Source organism: Bradyrhizobium sp. BTAi1, from assembly GCF_000015165.1.
Lineage (GTDB): Bacteria > Pseudomonadota > Alphaproteobacteria > Rhizobiales > Xanthobacteraceae > Bradyrhizobium > Bradyrhizobium denitrificans.
In genome coordinates, this window is record NC_009485.1 from 3,936,870 (window position 1) to 3,961,427 (window position 24,558).

The window sequence follows — 24,558 nt, forward strand, 5'->3', positions numbered from 1 at the left end:
CATGACATCGATCACCGACGAGACCCTGCCGATCACACCGCGCGCGATGCGCGACGAGATGATCGTGTTCGTCATCATGGCCGCGTTGCTCGCCATCGTGCCGTTCACCGGGCTATACCCGTTCTTCGTGATGCAGGCGCTGTGCTTTGCGCTGCTGGCCTGCGCCTTCAATCTGCTGATCGGCTATGGCGGGCTGCTGTCGTTCGGCCACGCGATGTTCCTGGGCACCGCCGGCTATTGCAGCGCGCATGCGCTGAAGGTCTGGGGCCTGCCGCCGGAGCTCGGCATCCTCACCGGCATCGCCGGCGCCTTCGTGCTGTCGGTCGTCACCGGCTACATTTCGATTCGCCGCCAGGGCATCTACTTCTCGATGATCACCCTGGCGCTGTCGCAGCTGCTGTACTTCGTCTATCTGCAGACGCCGTTCACCCATGGCGAGGACGGCATCCAGGGCATCCCGCAGGGCAGGCTGTTCGGCTTCATCGACCTGTCGAAGCCCACCACGCTGTATTACGTCGTGCTGGTCGGCTTCCTCGCCGGCTTCCTGCTGATCTTCCGCACCATCAACTCGCCGTTCGGCGAGGTGCTGAAGGCGATCCGCGAGAACGAGCAGCGCGCGATCTCTCTCGGCTACAAGACCGACCAGTACAAGTTGCTGGCCTATATCCTGTCCGGCACCATCGCCGGCTTTGCGGGCGCGCTGAAGGTGTTCGTGGCCCAGAACGCCTCGCTCACCGACGTGCATTGGTCGATGTCGGGCGAGATCGTGCTGATGACCCTGGTCGGCGGTCTTGGAACCGTGTTCGGTCCGGTCGTCGGCGCCTTCGTGATCATCGCCATGCAGCAATATCTGGCCGGCTTCGGGCAGTGGGTGACCGTCATCCAGGGCGTCATCTTCGTCGCCTGCGTGCTCACCTTCCGCCGCGGGGTGGTCGGGGAAATCGCCCATCTGTTCAAGCGATCCCTCTAAGCCATTGATTTGTTGGGGTAACGCCGAAAAGGCAGAAAGCGGTGGATGATCCGGCCGCCGCTTCTGCTGTGACGCGATCCGGAGTATGACACTTCTGTGACGGGCCGGCCCCGGCCCGTTTCGGAATCGATGGATCTCGTCCCATGCTGAACTGGTTTCGTGCCGTCCTCCCGCGGGAGGAGCGGTTTTTCGATTTGTTCGCCCGCCACAACAAGGTGGTGATCCAGGGCGCGCATGCGCTGCAGGACATGCTCAAGGGCGGCGACGACATTCTGGTGCATTGCCAGCGGGTCAGCCAGTTCGAGAACGAGGCCGACAACATCACCCGCGAAGTGCTGACCGCCGTCCGCCGCACTTTCATCACCCCGTTCGACCGCGGCGACATCAAGAACCTGATCACCTCGATGGACGATGCCATCGACCAGATGCAGCAGACGTCCAAGGCCGTGGTGCTGTTCGAGGTCAAGGAGTTCGAGCCGACGATGCGGGAGATGGGCACCTTGCTGGTCGACTGCGCGAACCTGATCGGGCGCGCGCTGCCGCTGTTGCAGGCGATCGGCCAGAACGTGCCGATGATCACTGCGATCACCGAGGAGATGACCAAGCTCGAGGGCCGCGTCGACGACCTTCACGACATCGGGCTGAAAGAGCTGTTCCTCAAGCACCGCAACGCCAACACCATGGACTTCATCGTCGGCGCGGAGATCTACGATCATCTGGAGAAGGTCGCCGACCGCTTCGACGACGTCGCCAACGAGATCAATTCGATCATGATCGAACAGGTCTAGGGTAGGGTCGCGCCGTGGACGCTCATCTCGGCCTTCCGATCCTGGTCGGCCTCATCGCCGTCGCGCTTGCCTTCGACTTCCTGAATGGCCTGCACGACGCCGCCAACTCGATCGCGACCATCGTCTCGACCCGCGTGCTCCGGCCGCAATATGCGGTGTTTTGGGCCGCGTTCTTCAATTTCGTGGCCTTCGGCGTCTTCGGCCTGCACGTCGCCCAGACCATCGGCACCGGCATCATCGATCCCGCGATCGTCGACGCGCAGGTGATCTTTGCCGCGCTGGTCGGGGCCATCGTCTGGAACCTCGTGACCTGGGCCGCCGGAATCCCGTCGTCGAGCTCGCACGCGCTGATCGGCGGGCTGGTCGGGGCAGGGGTGGCCAAGGCCGGCATCTCGGCCACGGTCTGGAGCGGGCTGTCGAAGACAGTGCTGGCGATCGTGCTGTCGCCGCTGGTCGGACTGATCCTGGCGATGATCCTGGTCGCGATCGTGTCCTGGGCCTCGGTGCGCTCGACGCCGTTCGCAGTCGACCGCGCCTTCCGCATCCTGCAATTCGCCTCCGCCTCGCTGTACTCGCTCGGCCATGGCGGCAATGACGCGCAGAAGACGATGGGCATCATCGCCGTGCTGTTGTACTCGCAGGGCCATCTCGGCGAGCATTTCACGGTTCCGTTCTGGGTCGTGCTGTCGTGCCAGGCGGCGATGGCGCTGGGCACCCTGATGGGCGGCTGGCGGATCGTCCGCACCATGGGTCTGCGCATTACCAAGCTGAACCCGATGCAGGGCTTCTGCGCCGAGACCGGCGGCGCCATCACCCTGTTCCTGGCGACCTTCCTCGGCGTGCCCGTCTCCACCACCCACACCATCACCGGCGCCATTGTCGGCGTCGGCGCCGCCCGCCGCGCCTCGGCGGTGCGCTGGAACGTGGCCGGATCGATCGTCTACGCCTGGATTTTCACGATTCCGGCCTCCGCCATCGTCTCGGCGCTGGCCTTCTGGCTGGTGTCGGTGCTCCGGCACGGGTGACTGGATGGGAGTGCCTTCCTAGGGGCGTTGGGGCTCATGGTTCGAGACGCGCCGCAACGGCGGCGCTCCTCACCATGCGGTTGAAGGGGGAATCTGGTCGCGAAGACCTCGCCGCACGTTTCAGACCTCGTCCTGAGGAGCCCGCCACAGCCGGGCGTCTCGAAGGACGGCCGCGGGCGGGGTGCCAGCGCCGGAGCTATCCCGTCGGCCGCCCGGTTAACTCCCCGGTTGGAGTTGCGGTGCAAAACGCCTATATGGAGGGCGCGCGGCGGCATTGATCCCGCGCGTTTCCCACGACATCGCCCGCTCTCTGGCCCCGAAACGACGCCTGCCGCCTCATGTCCGATACCGCCGTCACGACCGAACAGCCCGCCCGCACCGCCTTGTCCGACGAGGTGGCGCGCCGGCGCACCTTCGCCATCATCTCGCATCCGGACGCCGGCAAGACCACGCTGACCGAGAAACTCCTGCTGTTCGGCGGCGCCATCAACCTTGCCGGCCAGGTCAAGGCCAAGGGCGAGCGCCGCAACACCCGCTCGGACTGGATGAAGATCGAGCGCGAGCGCGGCATCTCCGTCGTGACCTCGGTGATGACCTTTGAGTTCGAGGGGCTCGTGTTCAATCTCTTGGACACGCCGGGCCACGAAGACTTCAGCGAGGATACTTACCGCACGCTCACCGCAGTCGACTCCGCCGTCATGGTGATCGACGCCGCCAAGGGCATCGAAGCGCGCACGCGAAAACTGTTCGAGGTGTGCCGCCTGCGCGACATCCCGATCATCACCTTCATCAACAAGATGGACCGCGAGAGCCGCGACACCTTCGATCTCCTCGACGAGATCGAGAAGACGCTGGCGCTCGACACCACGCCGATGACCTGGCCGGTCGGCCGCGGCCGCGACTTCATCGGCACCTATGACATCCGCGACGGCGGCGTGCGTCTGCTCGAAGGCGGCGGCGCCAAGACCGGCGCCGCGCAGCAGATCGAGATCTCCGAGCTCGGCAAGATCAACGCCAATCTCGACATGAGCCAGATCACTGACGAACTGGAGCTGGTCAGGGAGGCCTGCAAGCCGTTCGAGCTGGATGCGTTCCGCGAGGGCCATCTGACGCCGGTCTATTTCGGCAGCGCGCTGCGCAATTTCGGCGTCGGCGATCTCCTGGAAGGCCTCGGCCGCTATGCGCCGTCGCCGCGCGCGCAGGAATCCAACCTGCGTAAGGTCGATGCCGCCGAGCCGCGCATGAGCGCCTTCGTCTTCAAGATCCAGGCGAACATGGACCCGAACCACCGCGACCGCATCGCCTTCGCACGGCTGTGCTCGGGCAAGCTCAACCGCGGCATGAAGGCGAAGCTGGTGCGCACCGGCAAGACCATGCCGCTGTCGAGCCCGCAATTCTTCTTCGCCCAGGACCGCTCGGTGGCGGACGAAGCCTTCGCCGGCGACGTCGTCGGCATTCCCAATCATGGCTCGTTGCGCATCGGCGACACCCTGACCGAGGGCGAGGACCTCACCTTCGTCGGCGTGCCGAGCTTCGCGCCGGAAATCGTCCGCCGCGTCAGGCTGACCGACGCGATGAAGGCCAAGAAGCTGAAGGAAGCGCTGCAGCAGATGTCGGAGGAGGGCGTCGTGCAGGTGTTCCGGCCGCGCGACGGCGCGCCGGCGCTCGTCGGCGTCGTCGGCCCGCTGCAGCTCGACGTGCTCAAGGCGCGGCTCGATGCCGAATATTCGCTGCCCGTCGAGTTCGAGATCTCCGAGTTCTCGCTGGCGCGCTGGATCTCCTGCGATGACAAGAAGAAGCTCGAGGCCTTCATCGCCGCCAACAATTCCGGCGTCGCCGACGATGTCGATGGCGACCCGGTGTTCCTGGCCAAGAACGAGTTCTATCTCGGCTACACCAAGGAGCGCGCCGAAGGCATCGTGTTCTCCAACGTCAAGGACGTGAAGAAGAAGGCGTAGCGCCGCGGTCTCTGCGTTTGGAGGGATCGTTACCGATTTCGCCCGAATACTTTGAGCACCTGCAGAAGTTGCTGATGTCCTTGAGGGCCGACCTTATCCATCAGCCGACGCTCGTGCTCCTGGACCAGACTCTCGGCTTGCTCAAGCAGCGCGATGCCCGCTCCGGTGAGATGCAGCGCGTGCGTGCGCCGGTCTGACGTCGGCAAGCGTTCGAGCAATCCGCGCGATTGCAACTCGTCAAGCGGTGGAATGATCGCCGAGCGGCCGATGCCGAGCACCTCCGACAGGGCCATTTGCGACAACCCCGGATTGTCCCGAATCACGACGAGTATCGAATACTGTGAGGGGCGAATATCGAGTGGGGCGAGCGTCGCGTTGAAGTCCTCGAATACCCAGAGCTGGGCCTGCCGGATCAGGTAGCCGGCACGGCTTGTTAGACCGTCGATGCGGATCCGAGAACGTGCGTCGGTTTCCTGGGTCAGAAGTCGCCTCATGGGTCTGGCGATCGAGTCGCCGGTTTTGGATGCGCGTCTCAAAGTGCCTCGAGGCCGGTCGGTCAATATATTCGCGGTTGTAATCTTGAGGCGCACACATTGCCCGACTGCGGGGCCAATTCAACCCTATTACCTACTACCCCAATTGTTCTTGACCTGAACAAGTCACGATGTGAACATACATTTCTAACGAGCGACCGATTGGCGCGTTGACATCGGCAGGACAATGCCTCGCGCAATTGCCGGGCATCTCAACCTCCGGCCTGTGCACGCCCGCAAAAGCGACGGCGCTCGTGTTGGGGGAGAGGAAAATGCTCAATTTTGTGGGACGGGCGCGGTCGAGCAGCGCCGCGGGCAAATCGCTCGAGCACCGGGAGCAAGTCGGGTGGATGCCCGTTTCTGCCGGCTGTCGCGGCATCGTTGCTGCTTCCATTGCGGCCGCGGGAGTCGTGTGTGGCGCGGCTGGTGCATCGGCACAGACCTATACGCCGATCGCCATCACTCCGAGCCCGGACGTTTATGCATATATTCAGCAGAATCCATTCGTTCAGGGGTGGCTTGGCCCCAGAGTGGCAGGACAGTTTACACGCCTGACCGTGTTCGGTGACAGCTACGCCGACTGGGGAAATGAGATGCGGGCCGGGTCGTCTGTTCCTGCGAGCGGCCGCTTCAGCGCAGGGCTGGCGATGGCCGACGTTGTGCAATACCACTACGGTCTGCCCACCTCGGCGGTCGCCAACTACGCCACTGGGGGCGCCATGAGTGGCGGCACGAATGTCGGAAATCTGTTCGGGTCCACCGGCCCGGTGCTGCCGGGAACCGGCACTGAGATCGGAGTATTCCTTGCGGCGGGAGGGCGTTTCGGCCCACGAGACCTCGTCGACATCACCACCGCAGGCGGCAATGACAGCGTGCCGATCCTGTTCAATCCGACAATCACCCAAGATCAGATGAACACCGCTGCCCGGCAGACGACAGCCAACATCCTGTCGGACGTTCAGCAGGTGGTCCAGGCCGGCGCACGCAATATTGCGATCTTGTCGGTTGGGGATCTGTCCTATTTGCCTGCCGGCGCCGGCAACGCGAACGTCCACTATTTCCAATCGACGTTGACGCAGATGGAGCAGGCCAGCCTGGCGCCGCTGGCGCGCTCGGGCGTCCGTATCTTCTTCTTCGATCTTGCGACGTTGACGCAGAGAGTCGTCGCAAATCCGTCTTTTTACGGTTTCACCAACGTCACCACAGCCTGTACCGATGTGCCGTCCTGCGTCGGCGGCTCGGTGGCGGCACAGAACCAGTTTCTGTCCTATGACGGCTTGCATTTCACGACCGCCGGTTTCGCATTGATCGGTCGCTACCAGACCAACCAGATCGATGCGCCGTTGACGGTGGCGCCGCAGGGTGACGTTGCGACCTCGATCGCGAGCGGTTTCGCCGGCTCGATATTCGGGCATCTCGATGCGTATCGCAACGTCCGTGGTGCGGCTGATGCAATGAACGCGATGGCGGCCGACATGCCGACCAAGGCGGCCCTGGCGGCTCCGGCCGCGGTGCAGAGCCCCTGGTCGGTTTACGGTGACGTCGCCTATTCCGGGGGAAGCCGCGACTCCCAGCAGTTCTTGTCCAGCTACAACTACAATTCGGTCGGGGGATGGATCGGGCTCGACTATCGTCTCTCGCCTGATCTGATGGTCGGCGGGCTGTTCAGCTACGCCCAGCCGAACGTCAATCTCGCTCTGCAGAACGCCCATGAGAAGATCGACGCCTACCAGATCGGCGGCTACGCGGCCTATAACCGCGCCAATTGGTTTGCGGATGCGCTGCTCGCCTACGGCCGTCACGCGATCTCCACGGATCGTCAGGGCGTCATCGATGTCATCCGCGGGTCGACGCATGCGGACACGTTCACGGTCGCCGCGCGCGGTGGTTATCTCTGGGATCTCGGCGCGGTGCGCATGGGGCCGATCGGCGGCCTGTCCTACAGCAATGTGCAGATCGCGGGCTATACCGAAACCGGCGATATGCTGCTCACCAACATGGTCAACCGTCAGCGTCTGGAGAGCCTGACCGGAAGCGCCGGCGTGCAATTGCGCGCACCGTTCGCCGCGGCCGGAGCCTTCTATAATCCATACCTGAACTTGACCGTTGAGCATGAGTTCATTAGCTCCGCACGCAGCCTGATCACGACACAGGTGACGACACCCTTGCTGCCGGTGTTGACTCCGATCGATGGACGTGCGGCGACCTACGGCAAGGTGGCGGCCGGCTTGGCCGCGGCGATCACCGATAAGGTCAGCGTCAATCTCGGCGTGGTCAGCACGTTCGCCAGATCCGACCGCAACGACTACGGCGTAAACGGCGGCCTCAAAGTCGCGTTCTAACCTCGCGCCTGGACGTTTCGGACGAACAGCTTGTCTTGGTTCCGATGGGGCAGGCGCGCGGGGTGAACATCGTGCCTGACTCTCTCGCATCGCCTCGTTGCTGCTGCCGCACGTGATGAGCGGTGTGTGGAACGAGGTCGCCGGAGGCCGTGAAGCGTTCTGCGGCGGCTGGCGGCTTTTCACAGTTCGATGATCCCGCGCCGCGCCGCATGCGCCACGGCATCCGTGCGGCCGGTGGCGTCGAGCTTGTCGAGCAGCGAGCCGACGTGGAACTTCGCGGTGTGCACGGAGATGCCGAGGCTGCGCGCAATTTCCTTGTTGGAGCAGCCTTCGGCCATCAGCGCCAGTACGTCGCGCTCGCGCGCGGTGAGTTGAAACCCGTCGATCGCGCGGCCGTCGGTCTTGTCATGGTCGAGGCTGCCCTCGTCGAGGCTGCGTTTGTCACGGCCGTGCGGCGTGACGATGGCCACGTCCGCGGTCTCGTCCGGCGCGGCCAGTCTCAGCCCGGCGACGCCGCCGAGCAGCGCCGCCAGCCGGTCGGCCAGCGCGGCATCATCGATCGCGATCGCGATTGTGATCGGCTCGCTCTCGTCCGCGCTCACGCTGGCCGCTCGCCGATCGTCAATGCGACCTGCACCGGCTCGCCGGCGCGCAGTGCCGCCAGCTCGACCACGGCACCGACGCTGTCCGGACCGAGCTCGCGCATCAGACCGCGCATGCCCCTGAACGGCTCCTTGTTGAGGGCGGTAATGATGTCGCCTTGGCGCAGGCCGGCGGCGGCGGCCGGACCGCTCTTGTCGATGCTCATCACCATGGCGCCGAGACCGTCATCGAGCCTGACCGGCTGCAGCCCCGCGCCCAGATAGCCGCGGGCGATGCGGCCGTGGGTTTCGAGCCTGCCGGCCACCCGCTCGATGGTGGCCGTTGGAATGACGAGCGTGCGCCGCGGGCCGCGCACGGCCATGCCGATCGCGTGTCCCGTTGCGTCGAGCACGAGGCCGCCTTCGGAGCTGGGACGCAGCCTTGTGTCGAGCTCGATCCGCGCCGCGATATCGCCGCCGCGCAGGCTGCACCAGGGGCCGGCGGATTTCGACACCATCGCGAGCGCGGCCACCGGCGTGCCCTGATCGGCGGCCGCGATGACCGCCAGCGCGCCGAGCGGCGGCACTTCGGCCATCAGCGGCATGGGCGCGACATCCGTGCCGTCGAAGCGGAGCAGGGCGATGTCGGTGGTGTGATCGCGCCCGGCAATGCTGGCGGCGCGCGTCGTGCCGTCGGCGAAGGCAATGATGATGTCGCCTTCGTCGGCCAGCGCCTCATCGGCCGTGATGATCAGGCCCGGCTTCCAGACGAAGCCCGTCGCGCGCGAGCGGTGCGAGTGGACCGAGACCAGCGAGGGGGCGGCCGTGGCGATGGTTGCGGCGAGCGCCGTCGAGAGCGAGGAGAGGGGGGACAGATGGGACATCGAGAGCTCCATGGGGTGATCCCAATGTGGAGCGTCGATGGCGCTTTCGGAACTCCCCGGATGGGCAGGCTGCGTCGTGTAGCCCGGATGAGCGGAGCGATATCCGGGATCTTACGAGCTGCGCGTTGAACCCGGATGTCGCTCCGCTCATCCGGGCTTCTGTAACGGGCCTTGGTTTGTCAATCCCAATTCTGCATGTCCTCTCGCCGGGCCCTTGCTTCTGTACGGGGTCGGCGCATGGCCGCCACCTGTTGGGCTGCGTAAGAGGAACCGGCCGGCCAATCTACGGAGAGCGTGGTTTTGAACCGACTGCCCGGATGGCGGCCTGACCGGATCCATCGTCCCGGCGAAGGGACCCTGCTCGGGGAGAGCCTGGTGTCGTGGCCCGCCCAGAACTCGATCGATGCTCCCCTAGGTCGCGGCAGCCTTGGCCGCGGGGTTGAACGGCATGTTGTCGGCGAGCATGCGGTGAAGGATCACGGCAAGCTTGCGCGCCAGAGCCACCTTGGCTTTGCGCGGGCCGGCGCGCCTGGCGACCCGCATCGCCCAACTCTTCAGCTGTGAGCAGTTCTTGACCGGCTTGGTCAGCATGATGTGCGCCGCCTGATAGAGCGCCTCGCGCACCGACGCATCGCCGACCTTCGTGATGCGGCCGCTATAGTCGGTCTCGCCGGACTGGTACCGTCTCGGCGTGAGGCCAAAATGCGCGCCTGTCGCCTTGGAGGATCGGAAGCGCTTGGGGTCGTCGATTGCGAACATGTAGGTCAGCGCGACGATCGGGCCGACGGCCGGCGTGGTCATCAACAGCTTGGCCTGCGGATGCGCCTTCGCGAGCTGTTGCACCTGCTTGTCCAGCTTCTTGAACTCGCGCAGCAGCACCGTATGAGCCTCGAGCAGCGCCTGCACGACCAGCGTCAGTCCCGAATGGCCAGCCACCAGCGCCTCGATTCGCGTCGCGAAGCTGCGATCGGTGGTCTTGCCGACCTTCAAGCCGAAGCCCCGTAGCACGCCGCGCAAACAGTTCTCGACGTCGTGCAGCTTCGATTGCAGCAGCTTGCGTGCCGTAAGAACCGCACGCATCTCCTGCGCCTCGATCGATTTGCAATGAACCGGACGGAACCAGCCAAGCCGCATCAGCTGGGCAATACCCCTTGCATCGTTGCGGTCGGACTTCACCGACATCGCCCTGAAGGCGTCACGCACGTGCCGCGTCTCCAGCAGTTCGACCCGCTGACCCGCCTCCTGCATCGCCGCATACAGCCATTGCGACAGCGGCCCTGCCTCCAGACCGATCCGCTCAACCTCGATGCCGAACTGCTTGAACCAGCCGATCAAGACTGCCGGCTCACTCTCGACTGCCGCTTCCCGAACGATCTTGCCCGCCCCATCGACAATGCAGACCGCCGAGGATTTCAAAGACACGTCAATTCCGGCATAGTGGTTCATGGTCGTCCCCTAATGATGCGAGGAGCGGGCTTGCCCGACTCCGTTGAACACCATCAATTTGAGGGACGACCACCTTTCCGCCAACCGGGCGGCACGCGAACGCGCTCCCAAATAGCGCAGGAGTGAGCGTGCCGCTCGGGTGGTCGGCCCGTTACCCCATCTACATGCCGGCTCAGAGCGTCGTCCGCGCCTTCGGCAGCGGGAAGGCGAGATCGCCGTGCTTGGAGGTCTTCAGCCCGAGCCCAACCAGCGCCTCGGCAAAGCGCACCGCGGCGGCGACGCCGTCGATCACGGGAATGCCGAGCTCGGTGGAGAGATCCTGCGCGAGATCGGCCATGCCGGCGCAGCCGAGCACGATGGCGCCGATGCCGTCCTCGCGCAGCGCGGCCTCGCATTCGCCCAGCAGCGTGCCGCGCACATTGGCCTCTGGCTTGTCGAGGTCGAGCACCGCGACATCGACCGCGCGCACCTTCCTGCAGTGCTGCTCCATGCCATAGTTGCGCGCCAGATGCTCGGCGATGACCTTGGTGCGCGACAAGGTCGTGACGATGCTGAAATGCGTGGCGACGAAGCTCGCCGCGTGCATCGCCGCTTCCGCGATTCCGAGCACCGGCACGGCCGACAATTCGCGCGCGGCGAGCAGGCCGGGGTCACCGAAGCAGGCGATCACATGGGCGTGGCAGCCTTCTGCGTCGCCGGCCTCGACCTCCTTCAGCATCCCGACCGCGGCAATCGCCTCGTCGTAATGGCCCTCGATCGAGGCCGCGCCGAACCGCGCGGTGCGGCCGACGATCCGTGTGTGCGGGCTGGCGCTGGCCTGGGCGGCCTTCGCGATCAGCTCGGTCATCGTGACCGTCATGTTCGGGTTGATGACGTTGATCACGGTTTCGCTGTCGCGGCTCATCGGTGCATCCATCTGACGTCGTTCGCCGTGTTGTAGCCGAGTTCCGCTGCTATGGTCGAGGGCCGTCCGCGACGCGCGGAACCTGCAGACGTGACCAGCATTGGGCTTGCATTCACCACGTTCAACGACCAGCTCCGCTCTCATCGCTCCCTGAAGTGCCGCCATGCTTCGCGCCGTCCTGCTCATCCTGCTGATGCTGGCTACTCCGGCCACCGCCGACGCGCGGCGGCGCCAGATCAACCCGGTGCCGTTCGCACACACGCCGTGCAGCGTGCTCGACGAGCAGCCGTGCACGCCGTCCTTCTGCAGCATCTACGGGCCATGGCCCTGCATTCCCGAGATGAACTATCCCTACGGCCAGAACCTGCAGCTGACGATCGAGAGCCGGCCCGCCAAGGACCAGGCCGCCAAATATCAGAAGCCCGATCACGATCTCGACACGATCAGTGATCTGTTCGCCGCGCTCCGATCCTGCTGGACGCCGCCGTCGGAGGACAGTGCCCGTGCGGGCATGCAGATGACGGTGCGGTTCAGCTTCAAGCGGACCGGCGAGATGGTGGCGCCGCCGCGCGTCACTTTCGCGACATCGGGCGCCTCGGCCGACATCCGCGCGACCTATCTGAAGGCGATCAATGCCTCGCTCGACGCCTGCCTGCCGCTGAAGTTCACCTCGGGGCTCGGCGGCGCGCTGGCTGGCCGGCCGATTGCGATCCGCTATGTCGACAACCGCGACCTGAGCAAGACATCCGAGCAGCAATAGTGCCGTTCGTCGCCGCGGCCGGCGCCACATTGCGAGGCGGCCCCCGGAAATGATACCCAGGTCCCCACCGGGTGCGTGCACAAAGGGGGATGTCGTGGGACTTCTGGTGATGGTGGTGGGGCTGGTGCTGTTTCTCGGCGCCCATGTGTTCACGACGCGGCGCGAGGCGCGGGCGCAGGTCATCGCCCGGCTGGGCGAGGGCACCTACAAGCTGGCCTACACGGTCGTTGCGCTCGCCGGTCTTGCGCTGATCGTCTGGGGCTTTGCCGAGTACCGCAATGGCGGCGGTTGGATCCAGCTGTGGACGCCGCCGAAGGCGCTCAAGCACATCAATCTCGCTTTGATGCTGCCAGCCGTGATCATGATGGTCGCCGCCTATATCCGGGGGCGGATCTATACGACGCTGAAACATCCGATGCTGGCCGGTGTGAAGCTCTGGGCGTTCGGGCATCTGCTCGCCAACGGCGATCTCGGCGGCATCATCCTGTTCGGCTCCATCCTGGCCTGGGCCGTCTTCGACCGCATCTCGCTGAAGCGCCGTGCCGATGCTGGCGGGCCGCCGATCCCGGTCGGCGGCGTCGGCAACGACGTCATCGCGGTCGTTATCGGCATCGTCGTCTATCTGGCGCTGACCTTCGCATTCCATCCGGTCGTGCTCGGCATTCCGGTGATGGGAGGCTGACGATGTCCGTCCAAGCGCCGACCCGTCGCCAGACCGCGCCGGGCCTCCGGGCCCGCAAGGGGGGTGAGCCGATCGTCATGCTCACCTCCTATCACGCCCACACGGCCGCGATGATCGACCGGCATTGTGACGCGATCCTCGTCGGCGACTCTCTCGGCAATGTCATGCATGGGTTCGAGACGACCGTGCCGGTGACACTGGACATGATGATCCTGCACGGGCGCGCCGTGATGCGTGGCTCGCGCCAGGCGCTCGTCGTGGTGGACATGCCGTTCGGCTGCTATGAGGCGAGCAAGGAGGAGGCGTTTCACGCCGCGGCGCGACTCCTGAAAGAGACCGGGTGCGGCGCGGTCAAGCTCGAGGGCGGCGTGCGCATGGCCGAGACCGTGCGGTTTCTCTGCGAGCGCGGAATTCCGGTGATGGGTCATATCGGTCTGACGCCGCAATCGATCAACACGCTCGGCAGTTTCCGCGCCCAGGGCCGTCAGGCCGACAGCTGGGCCCCGATCGAGAACGACGCGCGCGCAATCGCGGAGGCGGGAGCCTTTGCAGTTGTGATCGAGGCGGTGGCCGAGCCTCTGGCGCGCAAGATCACGCAGGAGGTGGCCATTCCGACGATCGGGATCGGCGCAAGCGCGGCCTGCGACGGCCAGGTGCTGGTGCTCGAAGACATGCTCGGACTGTCACCGAAGGTCCCGAAATTTGTCCGTCGCTACGGCAATCTCGGACAGGCGATCGAGGATGCCGTGACGGCCTTCGCGGCGGATGTGCGCTCGCGGGGCTTTCCAGCGGCCGAGCATGTCTACGGGATGGAGCGTGAGGGATAGCGCGGTCCGCGCCGATGTGGACGGCTGACACCGCGACGCAGTGAGGCCGCAGGCGCGTTCCCTCCTCGTGCTCGGCATTCCCGGTATCGGCAATTGGCGCTGGTCGACGCGGGGATTCTGCCACACATTCCGGCGTCGCTCCGGGAGCGGCGCCGATCCGAACGGGTCGGCAAGCAAGAAGAACAATTGAAGGGGAGGCGATCCGATGCAGTGGTCGCAGCATGCCGAGATCAAGCCGATGCGGTGTGAGCAGCGCTTCGGCGACCGCGTGGTGCCGCTGTTCACGGACCGTCCGCCGACCATCTGGGCCATGGTCGAAGCGGCGGTCGCGCGCAACGGCGATGGCGAGGCGCTGGTCTGCGGCGCCGTGCGGCTGTCATGGCGGCAGGTGGCCGACGCTGCGGCGCGGATCGCGTCGGGTTTGCACGCCAAGGGCCTGCGCCGCGGCGATCGGCTGGCCCTGCTGCTCGGCAACCGCATCGAATTCGTGCTCACGCTGCTGGCCGCGGCCAAGCTCGGTCTCGTGACGGTGTTGCTGTCGACGCGGCAGCAGACGCCGGAGATTGCCTATGTGCTGAACGATTGCGGCGCCCGGCTGCTGCTGCACGAGGCTGCGCTCGCAGGCCGGCTGCCGGCCGGCGACGTGACGCCCGAGCTCGCCGGGCGGATCGCGGTCGATGACGACCCGGCGCGCTCCGGCTTCGCCGCGCTGACCGATCAGCCGGTCCATACCGATCGGGTCGAGATCGCCGAAGAGGACACTGCGATGATCCTCTACACGTCCGGCACCACGGGGCGGCCCAAGGGCGCGATGCTCGCCCATTGCAACATCGTGCATTCCTCGATGATCTACGAGGCCTGCCTGGGGCTCACGGCCGCCGACCGTTCGATCGCAGCCGTTCCGCTCGGCCATGTCACCGGCGTGGTGGCCAACATCACCAGCATGGTGCGTTGCGCCGGCACCTTGATCATCATGCCGGAGTTCAAGGCCGGCGACTATCTCAAGCTCGCGGCGCGCGAGCGGGTGACCTACACGGTGATGGTCCCCGCAATGTATAATCTGTGCCTGCTGCAGCCCGACTTCGACAGCCATGATCTGTCGTCCTGGCGCATCGGTGGCTTCGGCGGCGCGCCGATGCCGGTCGCCACCATCGAGCGCCTCGCCGCCAAGATTCCCGGGCTCCGGCTGGTGAACGCCTACGGCTCCACCGAGACCACCTCGCCTTCGACCTTGATGCCGTCGGTTCTCACGGCCCGCCACCTCGACAGCGTCGGCCTGCCTTGTCCGGGCGCCAGCATCCTGGTGATGGACGCCGACGGGCGGGAGTTGCCGCGCGGCGAGATCGGCGAGATCTGGATCGGCGGCGGCCAGGTCATCAAGGGCTATTGGAACCGGCCCGACGCCACTGCAGAAAGCTTCACCGCCGGCTACTGGCATTCCGGCGACCTCGGCTCGATCGATGCTGACAATTTCGTCCGGGTGTTCGACCGGCAGAAGGACATGATCAACCGCGGGGGGCTCAAGATCTATTCGGCGGAGGTCGAATCGGTGCTGGCGAGCCACCCGGCAGTGGTCGAAAGCGCGATCATCGCCCGGCCATGTCCGGTGCTCGGTGAACGGGTCCATGCCGTCGTGGTTACCCGCGAGCCCACCAGCAGCGAGACCCTGCGCAGCTGGTGCGCCGAGCGGCTGTCGGACTATAAGGTGCCCGAGACCCTCATCGTGACCCCGGACCCTTTGCCGCGCAACGCGAACGGCAAGGTGATGAAACGGCAGTTGCGCGAGGCCTTGACGGCGTGATAGCCGCGTTCCGACGTCGTGGCAGAACCGGGGAGTAAAGCCTTGATTCGGCTGGACTCGCCTTGCCACCGCCATACCGATGCGGTATCGGCGGCCGCGTGCGAGCGATGTGGAGCTCGTGCGGCACTTCAATACCATCCGCCGCGCGATCGCAGCGGACCTCATGGGAAATGGCTAAGTGTCTGAATTTTATGATGAAGTAGACGAAGAGGTCCGCCGGGAGCAGCTCAAGAGGCTGTGGGACCGCTATTCGATCTTTATCATTGCGATCGCGGTGCTGATCATCGCCGGCGTCGGCGGCTGGCGTGGTTACCAGTATGCCGAGGGCAAGAAGGCCGCCGAGGCGGGATCGGCCTTCAACAAGGCCATCGAGCTGTCCGAGCAGAACAAGCGCGAGGAGGCCGAGAAGGCCTTTGCCGAGGTCGCAGCGACCGCCCCAGCGGGTTACCGCATGCTGGCGCGATTCCACCAGGCCGCCGAGGCGGCGGGGCGCGACAAGGCGGCGGCGGTGAGGCTTTATGACGAGCTGGCGGCCGATCGCAGCATCGGCGCCGAACAGCAGTCGATGGCGCGCCTGCGCGCGGCCGGCCTGCTGGTCGATACGGCTCCGTATCCGGACCTGAAGCAGCGGCTCGAAGGCGAGGCAGCGTCCGGCGCGCCGTTCCGCCACGCTGCACGCGAGCTGCTGGCCCTGTCGGCCTGGAAGGCTAACGATGCCGCTGCGGCTCGCCAATGGCTCGACATGATCGCACTGGATGGCGAGACCCCGCCGGGCCTGCGCTCGCGCGCCGAAGCGCTGCAGGCGCTGCTGCCCGCCGTGGCCAAGAGCTGACACGCGCTGATCTGAAGAGCTGACGGCGAAACTGACATTGATCGGAATCACGACCATGCGCCGCCCCCAACGTCTCATTGCCTTGACTGTCCTCGTCGCGCTCTCGGGCGTGCTCGGCGGCTGCGCGAGCGGGGGCAGTTTCGATCCCTCCGACCTGCTCGACTTCCTGGATACGAAGAAGAAGCTGCCGGGAGAACGCAAGCCGGTGTTTCCGGAGGGCGTACCCGGTCTTGAGCAGGGCGTGCCGAAAGACCTCTACAAGGGCGCCCAGCAGCAGCAGATGGCCGATCCGGGCGCACAGGCGGCGGCTCCGGCGGCCCCGCCGGAAGAGCCCAAGGGCAAGAAGGGCGCCAAGGGCCGGCAGCAGGCTGCGGCGCCCAGCGCGGCGCCCGCGTCTGAGCCGCAGGATGGTGAAGCCGCGGCGGTTGAGGAGGGGGCCGGTGCCGTTCCTCCAGCGCCGAAGCCCAAGAAGATCGCGCGCCGCCGCACCACCGCGCCGCCGCCCGACGATACCGCCCCCGCGCAGCAGCCGGCGCGCCAGTCCGGCAGCGCCTTCCCGGCGCCGGTGCCGAGCGGCTCGTTCAACCGTTAAGCCCGTCTGCCGATCGCCCCATCGCCCGTTTCGGTTTTGCGGCCGAATGCGCTAAAGCTGCGCGCTCACGCGCACGGATCATCATGTCCTTCACCATCGCCATCATCGGCCGACCCAATGTCGGCAAATCGACCCTGTTCAACCGTCTGGTTGGACAGAAGCTGGCGCTCGTCGACGACATGCCCGGCGTCACCCGCGACCGTCGCGAAGGTGAGGCCAAGCTTGGCGATCTCCAGTTCACGATCATCGATACCGCTGGCCTCGACGGGGGGCCGAAGGGATCGCTGACCGCGCGGATGCAGGAGCAGACGGAGACCGCGATCGCGCTGGCCGATGCGCTGTTCTTCGTCATCGATGCGCGTGCGGGCCTGACCCCGGCGGACCGTACCTTTGCCGATTTCGCCCGCCGCGCCGACAAGCCGGTGCTGCTGCTCGCCAACAAGAGCGAGGGCAAGCATGGCGAGCTCGGCGCCATGGAGTCCTATGCGCTTGGCCTCGGCGACCCCATCCAGATCTCGGCCGAGCATGGCGAGGGCATGGGCGAGCTCTACGATGCCCTCAGGGGGCTCGTGCCGGAGACCGAGGACGAGGTGGACGAGCACGAGGAGACCGACGAGGAGCGGGCCGCCCGCCCGATCCGCGTCGCCATCGTCGGCCGTCCCAATGCCGGCAAATCGACGCTGATCAACCACCTGCTCGGCGAGGAGCGGCTGCTGACCAGCCCCGAGGCCGGGACGACCCGCGATTCGATCGCGGTGGAGATCGAATATAAGGGCCGCGGCTTCCGTATCTTCGATACCGCAGGTCTGCGCCGGCGCTCGCGCATCGAGGAGAAGCTCGAGAAGCTGTCGGTGGCCGACGCGCTGCGCGCGGTGCGCTTCGCCGAAGTGGTCGTGCTGATGATGGACGCGCAGAACCGCTTCGAGGAGCAGGACCTGCGTATCGCCGATCTGATCGAGCGCGAGGGCCGCGCGCTGGTCATCGCCGTCAACAAATGGGACCTGATGGAGAGCAAGCCCGGCCAGATCTCCGCGCTCCGCCATGATGTCGATCATTGGCTGCCGCAGGTGTCGGGCGTGCCGATCGTCGCGGTGTCGGGCCTGATGGGCGAGGGCATCGACCGGCTGATGCAGGCCATCGTCGAGTCCTATGCCGTCTGGAACCGGCGCGTGCCGACGGCGGCGCTGAATCGCTGGTTCGAGGAGGCAATCGCTAACAATCCGCCGCCTGCGGTGTCGGGCCGCCGCCTGAAGCTGAACTACATCACCCAGACCAAGGCGCGACCGCCGAGCTTCGTGCTGTTCTGCTCGCGCGCCGATGCGATCCCGCAATCCTATCTGCGTTATCTCATCAACTCGATGCGCGAGACCTTCGAGCTGCCGGGCACCCCGGTGCGCATCACCCTGCGCGAGAAGGCCAACCCGTTCGCGCACAAGCGCAAGCGGCCGTCCTAGACCGACGGCCGCGTACGCCTCTGCGCCTTGCTCGCCGCGTCTGCAGGGCTGCGTGACCGCGCGCACATCCCTCTCCATCGTCACCGCGCTAATCCGCGCCGGTCTCGCCATGAGGCGAGACGTGGTCTGGAAGTCGGTGGAGCCCTGCCTTTCGTCGCATCCGTCCAAGTTCACAGGTCCGAGCCATCCTATGAGGGGGATCGGCGTGGCGGTGGGCGTTCGGCGCGCGACATTGCAGGTTGGAGAGATGCGATGGCGGATGCCGATGACGTGCTCGATCTGGTGGGAGACATCTACGATGCGGCGCTGGACCCGTTGCGCTGGCCCGAGGTGGTCGGCCGCGCCGGGCAATTCGTCGGCGGCCAGGTGGCGTCGATCTTCTCCAAGAGTCCGATCGCGGGCGGTGGCGATGTGCTGTGTCAGTCCGGTATCGATCCGCATTACTGCCAGCTGTATTTCGACAAATATGTGAAGCTCGATCCGGCCACGACCGGGCAGTATTTCGCTGAGATAGGTCAGCCGATCGCGGTCTCCGACCTGATGCCGCAGGACGAGCTGCGCCAGACCCGCTTCTATCGCGAATGGGCGGCGCCGCAGGGCATGGTCGATTTCATCTCGGCCGTGATCGACAAATCTGCGACCACGGCAGCGCTGTTCGGCGTGTTCCGCTACGAGTCCGATGGCCTGGCTGACAACGCGGCACGCATGCGCATGCAGCAGATCGCACCGCATATCCGCCGCGCCGTGATGATCGGCCGGCTGATCGATCTGAAATCGGCACAGGCGTCGGCGTTCGCCGAGGCGTTAGAACGAATGACGTGTGGCATCGGCCTCGTCGACAGGCTCGGGCGGCTGGTGCACGCCAACGCAGCCGGGCAGCAATTGCTCGATGCCGGCGATCCGCTGTTCGTCCGTGACGGTCGCCTCGCGGCGCGCGATGGCCGGACGGATCACATGCTGCAGGATCTCATCGTTCGCAGCGGCGGCGGCGATGCCGCGCTCGGCACCGGCGGCACCGCCATGCTGATGACGTCGCAGAACGGCCTGCACCATGTTGCGCACGTGCTGCCGCTGACATCGCGCGACCGCCAGGCCGTGGGGCGCGCCTATGCGGCGAGCGCTGCGATCTTCATGCGCCGTACAATGATCGAGCCGCCACAATCTCCCGAGCTGATCGCAACAGCCTATCGGCTCACGCCGACCGAATTGCGGGTGTTGCTCGGCATTGTCGAGATCGGCGGTGTTCCCGAAGTCGCGTGCCTGCTCGGGGTCGCCGAGACCACGATCAAGACGCATCTGCGCCGCGTCTTCCTCAAGACCGGGGCCGTGCGGCAGGCCGATCTGGTCAGACTGGTCGCCGGCTTCATGTCACCGCTTGCCTCCTGAGCCCGCCGCATTGCCGGCCTCGACCACGCGTGTATAAGTCGGCGTTCGTCCCGCGCGGCTGCGGGCGATCACCCGATGGCAGGCCATGGTCGACACCGAGCTGGCGAGTTCCGACGGCGTACCGTCGCCGCAGGCCCCGCGCCGCGGCGCCGTCGCTTTCATCTTCGTCACCATCCTGCTCGATATGCTCGCGCTCGGGCTGATCATGCCGATCCTGCCCAAGCTGATCGAGAGCTTCGTCGCCAATGACACCGCGCAGGCAGCACGGATCTTCGGCCTGTTCGGCACGGCCTGGGCACTGATGCAGTTCGTGTTCTCGCCGGTGCTCGGCAGCCTCTCCGACCGGTTCGGCCGGCGGCCGGTCATCCTGCTCTCGAACTTCGGCCTCGCCGCGGACTACGTGCTGATGGCGATGGCGCCGTCGCTGGCGTGGCTGTTCATTGGCCGGCTGATCTCCGGCATCACCTCGGCCAGCATTTCCACGGCCTTTGCCTACATCGCCGACCTCACGCCGCCAGAGCGGCGCGCCGCGATCTTCGGCCGCATGGGAGCGGCGTTCGGCGCCGGCTTCGTGCTCGGCCCGGCGACCGGCGGATTGCTGGGCGATATCGATCCGCGGCTGCCGTTCTGGGCGGCCGCCGGACTCAGCTTCGTCAATGCGGTCTATGGATTGTTGGTGCTGCCGGAATCGCTGGGGCACGAGCGGCGCAGTCCGTTCCGCTGGCGGACCGCGAACCCGCTCGGCGCACTGCAATTGCTGCGCTCCGACCGCATGCTGGCCGGGCTGTCCATGGTCAACTTCATCACCCAGCTCGCCCATGTCGTGCTGCCGTCGACCTTCGTGCTCTACGCCACCTACCGCTATGGCTGGGATACGCGCACGGTCGGCCTGACGCTGGCGATCGTCGGCGTGTGCGCCATGGTGGTGCAGGGCGGGGCGGTCGGCTGGATCGTGCGTTCGCTCGGCGAGCGTGGCGCCTTGCTGCTCGGCCTGTGCAGCGGCACGCTGGGCTTTCTGATCTTTGGCCTCGCGCCGACCGGGATGCTGAGCTGGCTCGGCATTCCTGCGATGGCGCTCTGGGGCGTCTCCGGCGCGGCGATCCAGGCGCTGATGACACGGCTGGTGCCGGCGGACCGGCAGGGCCAGCTGCAGGGCGCGACGTCGAGCGTGCAGAGCATGGCCCAGCTCGCCGGGCCGTTCCTGTTCACGCTGACCTTCGCCTATTTCATCGGAGTCACCGCGCCGGTGCATCTGCCCGGCGCGCCGTTCCTGCTGGCGTCGATGCTGTTGGTCGTCGCGCTCGCGATCGCGCTGCGGACGATCCGCGCCGCGACAGCCGCAGCCTTATCCTGAGACGTTGCGCGAGACCCGAGACGGCGCTGGCGCCGCCTCGGAGTCATGATCGATTGGATCAGGAGGTTACTTCTTGACCAGCGGGCACTCGCTGGCTTCCAGCGGCTTCGCGGCGTCCTCCGGCGCGATGGTCGCGATCAGCTTGTAGTAGTCCCACGGATATTTGGACTCTTCGGGCTTCTTGACCTCGAACAGATAGGCCGGGATCAGGCGGCGGCCGTCGGCGCGCAGCGGGCCCTTGCCGAACAGCGGATCGTCGGTCGGGATCTCTTTCATCTTGGCCACGACCTTGGCACCGTCGTGCGGATTGCCGCCCAGCGCGTCCAGCGTCTTCAGGTAATGCAGCGTGCCGGCATAGACACCGGCCACCGTCATCGACGGCATCGTGCCCTTGGGGGACAGCTTCTGGAAGCGCTTGGACCATTCGCGAGTCTTGTCGTTCAGATCCCAGTAGAACGACTCGGTGAAGGTCAGGCCCTGCGCCACCTTGAGTCCGAGCGCATGGACGTCGTTGACGAACAACAGCAGCGCGGCGAGCTTCTGGCCGCCCTGGACGATGCCGAATTCCGATGCCTGCTTGATCGCGTTGGTGGTGTCGCCGCCGGCATTGGCGAGGCCGATGACCTTGGCCTTCGACGATTGCGCCTGCAGCAGGAACGAGGAGAAATCGGCGGTGTTGAGCGGATGCTTGACCGAGCCGAGCACCTTGCCGCCATTGGCGGTGACGACCGCCGAAGTGTCGCGCTCCAGCGCATGGCCGAACGCGTAGTCCGCGGTCAGGAAGAACCAGCTGTCGCCGCCGGCCTTGGTCAGCGCCTTGCCGGTGCCGTTCGCCAGCATGTAGGTGTCATAGGTGTAGGAGATGGTGTTGGCGTTGCAGGCCTTGCCGGTGAGGTCAGCGCTCGCACCGCCGGAATTGATCAGGATCGAGTTCTTTTCCTTGACCAGATTGGAGACCGCGAGCGCGACGCCGGAGTTCGGCGTATCCATGATCACGTCGACTTTCTGGGTGTCGATCCATTGCCGGCCGATGTTGACGCCGATGTCGGGCTTGTTCTGGTGATCGCCGCTGATGACCTCGATGGTCCAGCCTTTTGCCTTCATGCCGGAATCTTCGACCGCCATGTTGATCGCGGCCACCGAGTTGGGACCGCCGATATCGGCATAGAGGCTCGACATGTCGTTGAGCACGCCGATCTTGACGACCTTGTCGTCGGCGAAGGCGGAGCCGGCAAAGCTGAGCGTGGTGGCGGCAAGCAACGCGGCCATCCGCCGCGCATGAGACGTGGTCATTCAGTCCTCCCTGGTGTCGTGTCGCGGCGGGGGCTTCTTGGGCGCCCTTTGCCGGCTGCCGTCCTGATTAGCTGGTCTTCCGAGTTGCGGCAATGCGCCAAAGGGGGGAGGCGCGCCCAAGCTTTGGGCGTCTCGCTCGAGCGTTAACGCAGCGCGTCCGAGGTCAGCCTGAACTTCTGAATGCGCTTACCGGTGTCGACCTCGGCGGTATAGACGTTGCCGGACTTGTCGACGGCCATCGCATGCACCCAGTGAAACTGGCCGGCATTGCGGCCATTATGGCCGAAGCTGCCGACCACGCTGCCGTCGTCCCGCCTGATGATCCGGATCTCGTTGTTCTCGCCGTCCGCCGAGAGCAGATAGGTCTGCTTCTGATCGGGCCAGATCGCGATGTCCCACACCGCGCCATTGCCGAGCGTGGTCTTCTCGAAGAACCACTCGGTGACGAAGGTGCCGTCCTTCTTGAATACCTGAATGCGGTCGTTGATGCGGTCGCAGACATAGACGAGGCCGTCATCGGCAATTTTCACGCAGTGCACGGGATTGCCGAATTGCTGGGCGACGGGCGCCTTGGGATCATAAGGCGGCTGCCTGGTGTCGTCGGGGACATGGCCATAGGCGCCCCAGTGGCGCTTGTAGGCCAGCGTCGTCGCATCGAACACGATGACGCGCCGGTTGCCATAGCCGTCGGCGACATAGATCTCGTTGGCATCCTTGTCGATCGCCGTCTCCGCCGGCTTGCCGAGCTGGGTGGTGTCGTTCGATCCCTTGCTCGGCGCGATCGATCCGATCTGCGGGACGAATGTTCCGTCGAGCGTGAATTTCAGGATCGCATTGTCATTGTCGGCATTGCCGCCGATCCACACGAAGCCGCGATCATCGACCTCGATGCCATGCTCGCGGCCGACCCATTCATAGCCGGGGCCCGGGCCACCCCAGGCGCGCAACAGATTGCCGTCGGTGTCGAATTCCAGCACCGGCGGTGCCGGGATGCAGCATTTCGAGCGTGACGGATTGAGCGCTGCGCCCTTCTCGTCGTCGGTCAGCGAGCGCGGCCGGTGAATCACCCAGATGTGCCCGTTGGCATCGACGGTGATGCCGCCGACCTGGCCCAGGATCCAATTGTTCGGCAGCTGCTTCGGCCAGGACGGCTCGACGGCGAAGGTCGGGATGTCAGCGGCGCTGACCATGTGCGGGAGCAGCAGGCTCACCGCGGCGATGATCAGCGAAAGAGCCCGGGCGAAGCCGATCGCCGGCCCGCGCGATGCGCGCGTCATGCCATCCTCCCTGTCATGCTGCGGTTGACCGCTTGTTGCTGCAGTCAATCGCGCGCCGGGAGCGGTGTCAATTGCCGCCGCCCTCCGGGCGCTGCGCGTCTGCAGGAGCAGGCTCCCGCCTTGCGGGCGGCCTGAGGAAGCGCGTGATCATGATACGAAGATGGTCCGTGCTCTGCTTGATGTCAGCCGCGGGATTGCGGATCGGCAGTGCGCGCGCGCCGTCGACGATCGCAACCAGGATGTTCGCGGTTGCTTCGGGATCGAGGCCGGGATCGACGTCGCCGCGCTGCTGGGCCTTCGCAAGGAAATCCACCAGCAGCCGCCGGATGCCGCGGCCCTGGTCCTGGACGATGCGGGCGAAGCTCGGATTGCGGCAGGCCTCGGCCAGCGCCTCGGCGCTGAGAACCTGGGCTTCGCGACGGCGGATGCTCGTCGTCTCGAGCTCCATCAGGAACGCCTCGATGACGTCGGGGGAGGCCAGGATCGCTTCGAATCGCGATGCCGCATGCGCGAGGCTGTGCTGAACGAGGGCCTCGATGATGGCCTCCTTGCTGCCGAAGTAGTGATAGAGGTGACCGGGGCTGATCTTGGCCGCGGCGCAGATGTCAGTGGTGCTGGCGCCGTGAAATCCGTCCCTGACGAAGCAGGACAGGGCGGCCTGGAGTATCTCCTGCCGCTTCTGCTCATGCTTGACCGGATCGACCTTCCTCATCGCCCCAGATCCTGCTTGCCCAACTCTCGCCTCACTTTGTCCGGCTTCGCCAACTCTTTGTAATATAAAATAATATTTCCGGCCGCTCTATTCTAGAGAATTTGATCTAGTTTAATTGGACAAGCGGTGAAGCTTGTGAGACTTAATTAGAGTGAGC

General features: G+C 65.7%; 22 protein-coding genes. 14 read left to right on the plus strand and 8 right to left on the minus strand.

What is annotated here, in order from left to right; translation table 11 throughout:
- Position 1: 1 nt before the first annotated feature.
- The 4 genes from BBTA_RS17610 to BBTA_RS17625 all read left to right on the plus strand — a co-directional run bounded on the left by BBTA_RS17610 (position 2) and on the right by BBTA_RS17625 (position 4,741).
- On the plus strand, positions 2–970 hold the full coding sequence (locus tag BBTA_RS17610; protein WP_012043845.1) for a branched-chain amino acid ABC transporter permease: 969 nt from the start codon (positions 2–4) through the stop codon (positions 968–970).
- Between the two features lie 143 nt (positions 971–1,113).
- Positions 1,114–1,758 carry a DUF47 domain-containing protein gene (locus tag BBTA_RS17615; protein WP_012043846.1) on the plus strand — a complete coding sequence of 215 codons (645 nt, stop codon included), beginning with the start codon at positions 1,114–1,116 and terminating at the stop codon, positions 1,756–1,758.
- 14 nt (positions 1,759–1,772) lie between these two features.
- Positions 1,773–2,783: an inorganic phosphate transporter gene (locus tag BBTA_RS17620; RefSeq protein WP_012043847.1), complete on the plus strand. Its 1,011-nt coding sequence runs from the start codon at positions 1,773–1,775 to the stop codon at positions 2,781–2,783.
- Positions 2,784–3,121: 338 nt separating this feature from the next.
- Positions 3,122–4,741, plus strand: coding sequence for a peptide chain release factor 3 (locus tag BBTA_RS17625; RefSeq protein WP_012043848.1), 1,620 nt, complete (start codon positions 3,122–3,124; stop codon positions 4,739–4,741).
- A gap of 29 nt (positions 4,742–4,770) precedes the next feature.
- On the opposite strand, the gene BBTA_RS17630 is transcribed toward BBTA_RS17625, so the two are convergent.
- Positions 4,771–5,235 carry a MarR family winged helix-turn-helix transcriptional regulator gene (locus BBTA_RS17630; RefSeq protein ID WP_012043849.1) on the minus strand — a complete coding sequence of 155 codons (465 nt, stop codon included), beginning with the start codon at positions 5,233–5,235 and terminating at the stop codon, positions 4,771–4,773.
- A 209-nt stretch (positions 5,236–5,444) separates the two neighbouring features.
- Here BBTA_RS17630 and BBTA_RS17635 point away from each other — a divergent pair, with 209 nt between their 5' ends.
- Positions 5,445–7,616 carry an autotransporter domain-containing protein gene (locus tag BBTA_RS17635; RefSeq protein ID WP_012043850.1) on the plus strand — a complete coding sequence of 724 codons (2,172 nt, stop codon included), beginning with the start codon at positions 5,445–5,447 and terminating at the stop codon, positions 7,614–7,616.
- 179 nt (positions 7,617–7,795) lie between these two features.
- Here the strand turns inward: BBTA_RS17635 and BBTA_RS17640 are convergent, their stop codons facing one another.
- The 4 genes from BBTA_RS17640 to BBTA_RS17655 form a co-directional block, all read right to left on the minus strand.
- On the minus strand, positions 7,796–8,218 hold the full coding sequence (locus tag BBTA_RS17640; protein WP_012043851.1) for a response regulator transcription factor: 423 nt from the start codon (positions 8,216–8,218) through the stop codon (positions 7,796–7,798).
- Complete coding sequence (locus BBTA_RS17645) at positions 8,215–9,081, minus strand: S1C family serine protease (protein WP_012043852.1); 867 nt, start codon at positions 9,079–9,081, stop codon at positions 8,215–8,217. The genes BBTA_RS17640 and BBTA_RS17645 overlap by 4 nt, the downstream gene beginning before the upstream one ends.
- 411 nt (positions 9,082–9,492) lie before the next feature.
- Entirely contained in the window at positions 9,493–10,527 is a 1,035-nt protein-coding gene (locus tag BBTA_RS17650) for an IS110 family transposase (protein WP_041750297.1), read from the minus strand.
- Positions 10,528–10,699: 172 nt separating this feature from the next.
- Positions 10,700–11,431: an aspartate/glutamate racemase family protein gene (locus tag BBTA_RS17655; protein WP_041751491.1), complete on the minus strand. Its 732-nt coding sequence runs from the start codon at positions 11,429–11,431 to the stop codon at positions 10,700–10,702.
- A gap of 163 nt (positions 11,432–11,594) precedes the next feature.
- Between BBTA_RS17655 and BBTA_RS17660 the strand changes: the two genes are divergently transcribed.
- The 9 genes from BBTA_RS17660 (at position 11,595) to BBTA_RS17700 (ending at position 21,119) form a co-directional block, all read left to right on the plus strand.
- Complete coding sequence (locus BBTA_RS17660; protein WP_012043854.1) at positions 11,595–12,191, plus strand: hypothetical protein; 597 nt, start codon at positions 11,595–11,597, stop codon at positions 12,189–12,191.
- Positions 12,192–12,285: 94 nt separating this feature from the next.
- Complete coding sequence (locus tag BBTA_RS17665) at positions 12,286–12,873, plus strand: NnrU family protein (RefSeq protein ID WP_041750732.1); 588 nt, start codon at positions 12,286–12,288, stop codon at positions 12,871–12,873.
- 2 nt (positions 12,874–12,875) lie between these two features.
- Positions 12,876–13,700 (plus strand): 3-methyl-2-oxobutanoate hydroxymethyltransferase, encoded by an 825-nt coding sequence (gene panB / locus BBTA_RS17670; protein WP_012043856.1) that lies wholly within the window; start codon positions 12,876–12,878, stop codon positions 13,698–13,700.
- A 205-nt stretch (positions 13,701–13,905) separates the two neighbouring features.
- Positions 13,906–15,501 carry a class I adenylate-forming enzyme family protein gene (locus BBTA_RS17675; protein WP_012043857.1) on the plus strand — a complete coding sequence of 532 codons (1,596 nt, stop codon included), beginning with the start codon at positions 13,906–13,908 and terminating at the stop codon, positions 15,499–15,501.
- A 178-nt stretch (positions 15,502–15,679) separates the two neighbouring features.
- Positions 15,680–16,333 (plus strand): tetratricopeptide repeat protein, encoded by a 654-nt coding sequence (locus BBTA_RS17680; RefSeq protein ID WP_012043858.1) that lies wholly within the window; start codon positions 15,680–15,682, stop codon positions 16,331–16,333.
- A gap of 55 nt (positions 16,334–16,388) precedes the next feature.
- Positions 16,389–16,925 (plus strand): hypothetical protein, encoded by a 537-nt coding sequence (locus tag BBTA_RS17685; protein ID WP_012043859.1) that lies wholly within the window; start codon positions 16,389–16,391, stop codon positions 16,923–16,925.
- An 83-nt stretch (positions 16,926–17,008) separates the two neighbouring features.
- On the plus strand, positions 17,009–18,379 hold the full coding sequence (der, locus tag BBTA_RS17690) for a ribosome biogenesis GTPase Der (RefSeq protein ID WP_012043860.1): 1,371 nt from the start codon (positions 17,009–17,011) through the stop codon (positions 18,377–18,379).
- Between the two features lie 252 nt (positions 18,380–18,631).
- Positions 18,632–19,765: a helix-turn-helix transcriptional regulator gene (locus BBTA_RS17695; protein ID WP_012043861.1), complete on the plus strand. Its 1,134-nt coding sequence runs from the start codon at positions 18,632–18,634 to the stop codon at positions 19,763–19,765.
- A gap of 85 nt (positions 19,766–19,850) precedes the next feature.
- Positions 19,851–21,119, plus strand: coding sequence for a TCR/Tet family MFS transporter (locus tag BBTA_RS17700; RefSeq protein WP_012043862.1), 1,269 nt, complete (start codon positions 19,851–19,853; stop codon positions 21,117–21,119).
- Between the two features lie 66 nt (positions 21,120–21,185).
- Here BBTA_RS17700 and BBTA_RS17705 read toward each other — a convergent pair whose 3' ends face one another.
- The 3 genes from BBTA_RS17705 to BBTA_RS17715 all read right to left on the minus strand — a co-directional run bounded on the left by BBTA_RS17705 (position 21,186) and on the right by BBTA_RS17715 (position 24,401).
- A complete protein-coding gene (locus BBTA_RS17705) occupies positions 21,186–22,412 on the minus strand; it encodes an ABC transporter substrate-binding protein (RefSeq protein WP_012043863.1) in 1,227 nt (408 codons plus the stop codon).
- A gap of 143 nt (positions 22,413–22,555) precedes the next feature.
- Positions 22,556–23,689, minus strand: coding sequence for a hypothetical protein (locus tag BBTA_RS17710; protein WP_012043864.1), 1,134 nt, complete (start codon positions 23,687–23,689; stop codon positions 22,556–22,558).
- Between the two features lie 67 nt (positions 23,690–23,756).
- Complete coding sequence (locus BBTA_RS17715) at positions 23,757–24,401, minus strand: TetR/AcrR family transcriptional regulator (protein ID WP_012043865.1); 645 nt, start codon at positions 24,399–24,401, stop codon at positions 23,757–23,759.
- Between the last annotated feature and the right edge of the window lie 157 nt (positions 24,402–24,558).

Coding starts and splice junctions, on each gene's coding strand:
- BBTA_RS17610 (WP_012043845.1), top strand. CDS start 2: ATGACATCGATCACCGACGAGACCCTGCCGATCACACCGCGCGCGATG.
- BBTA_RS17615 (WP_012043846.1), top strand. CDS start 1,114: ATGCTGAACTGGTTTCGTGCCGTCCTCCCGCGGGAGGAGCGGTTTTTC.
- BBTA_RS17625 (WP_012043848.1), top strand. CDS start 3,122: ATGTCCGATACCGCCGTCACGACCGAACAGCCCGCCCGCACCGCCTTG.
- BBTA_RS17630 (WP_012043849.1), bottom strand. CDS start 5,235: ATGAGGCGACTTCTGACCCAGGAAACCGACGCACGTTCTCGGATCCGC.
- BBTA_RS17645 (WP_012043852.1), bottom strand. CDS start 9,081: ATGTCCCATCTGTCCCCCCTCTCCTCGCTCTCGACGGCGCTCGCCGCA.
- BBTA_RS17650 (WP_041750297.1), bottom strand. CDS start 10,527: ATGAACCACTATGCCGGAATTGACGTGTCTTTGAAATCCTCGGCGGTC.
- BBTA_RS17655 (WP_041751491.1), bottom strand. CDS start 11,431: ATGAGCCGCGACAGCGAAACCGTGATCAACGTCATCAACCCGAACATG.
- BBTA_RS17660 (WP_012043854.1), top strand. CDS start 11,595: ATGCTTCGCGCCGTCCTGCTCATCCTGCTGATGCTGGCTACTCCGGCC.
- panB (WP_012043856.1), top strand. CDS start 12,876: ATGTCCGTCCAAGCGCCGACCCGTCGCCAGACCGCGCCGGGCCTCCGG.
- BBTA_RS17675 (WP_012043857.1), top strand. CDS start 13,906: ATGCAGTGGTCGCAGCATGCCGAGATCAAGCCGATGCGGTGTGAGCAG.
- BBTA_RS17685 (WP_012043859.1), top strand. CDS start 16,389: ATGCGCCGCCCCCAACGTCTCATTGCCTTGACTGTCCTCGTCGCGCTC.
- der (WP_012043860.1), top strand. CDS start 17,009: ATGTCCTTCACCATCGCCATCATCGGCCGACCCAATGTCGGCAAATCG.
- BBTA_RS17695 (WP_012043861.1), top strand. CDS start 18,632: ATGGCGGATGCCGATGACGTGCTCGATCTGGTGGGAGACATCTACGAT.
- BBTA_RS17700 (WP_012043862.1), top strand. CDS start 19,851: ATGGTCGACACCGAGCTGGCGAGTTCCGACGGCGTACCGTCGCCGCAG.
- BBTA_RS17705 (WP_012043863.1), bottom strand. CDS start 22,412: ATGACCACGTCTCATGCGCGGCGGATGGCCGCGTTGCTTGCCGCCACC.
- BBTA_RS17710 (WP_012043864.1), bottom strand. CDS start 23,689: ATGACGCGCGCATCGCGCGGGCCGGCGATCGGCTTCGCCCGGGCTCTT.
- BBTA_RS17715 (WP_012043865.1), bottom strand. CDS start 24,401: ATGAGGAAGGTCGATCCGGTCAAGCATGAGCAGAAGCGGCAGGAGATA.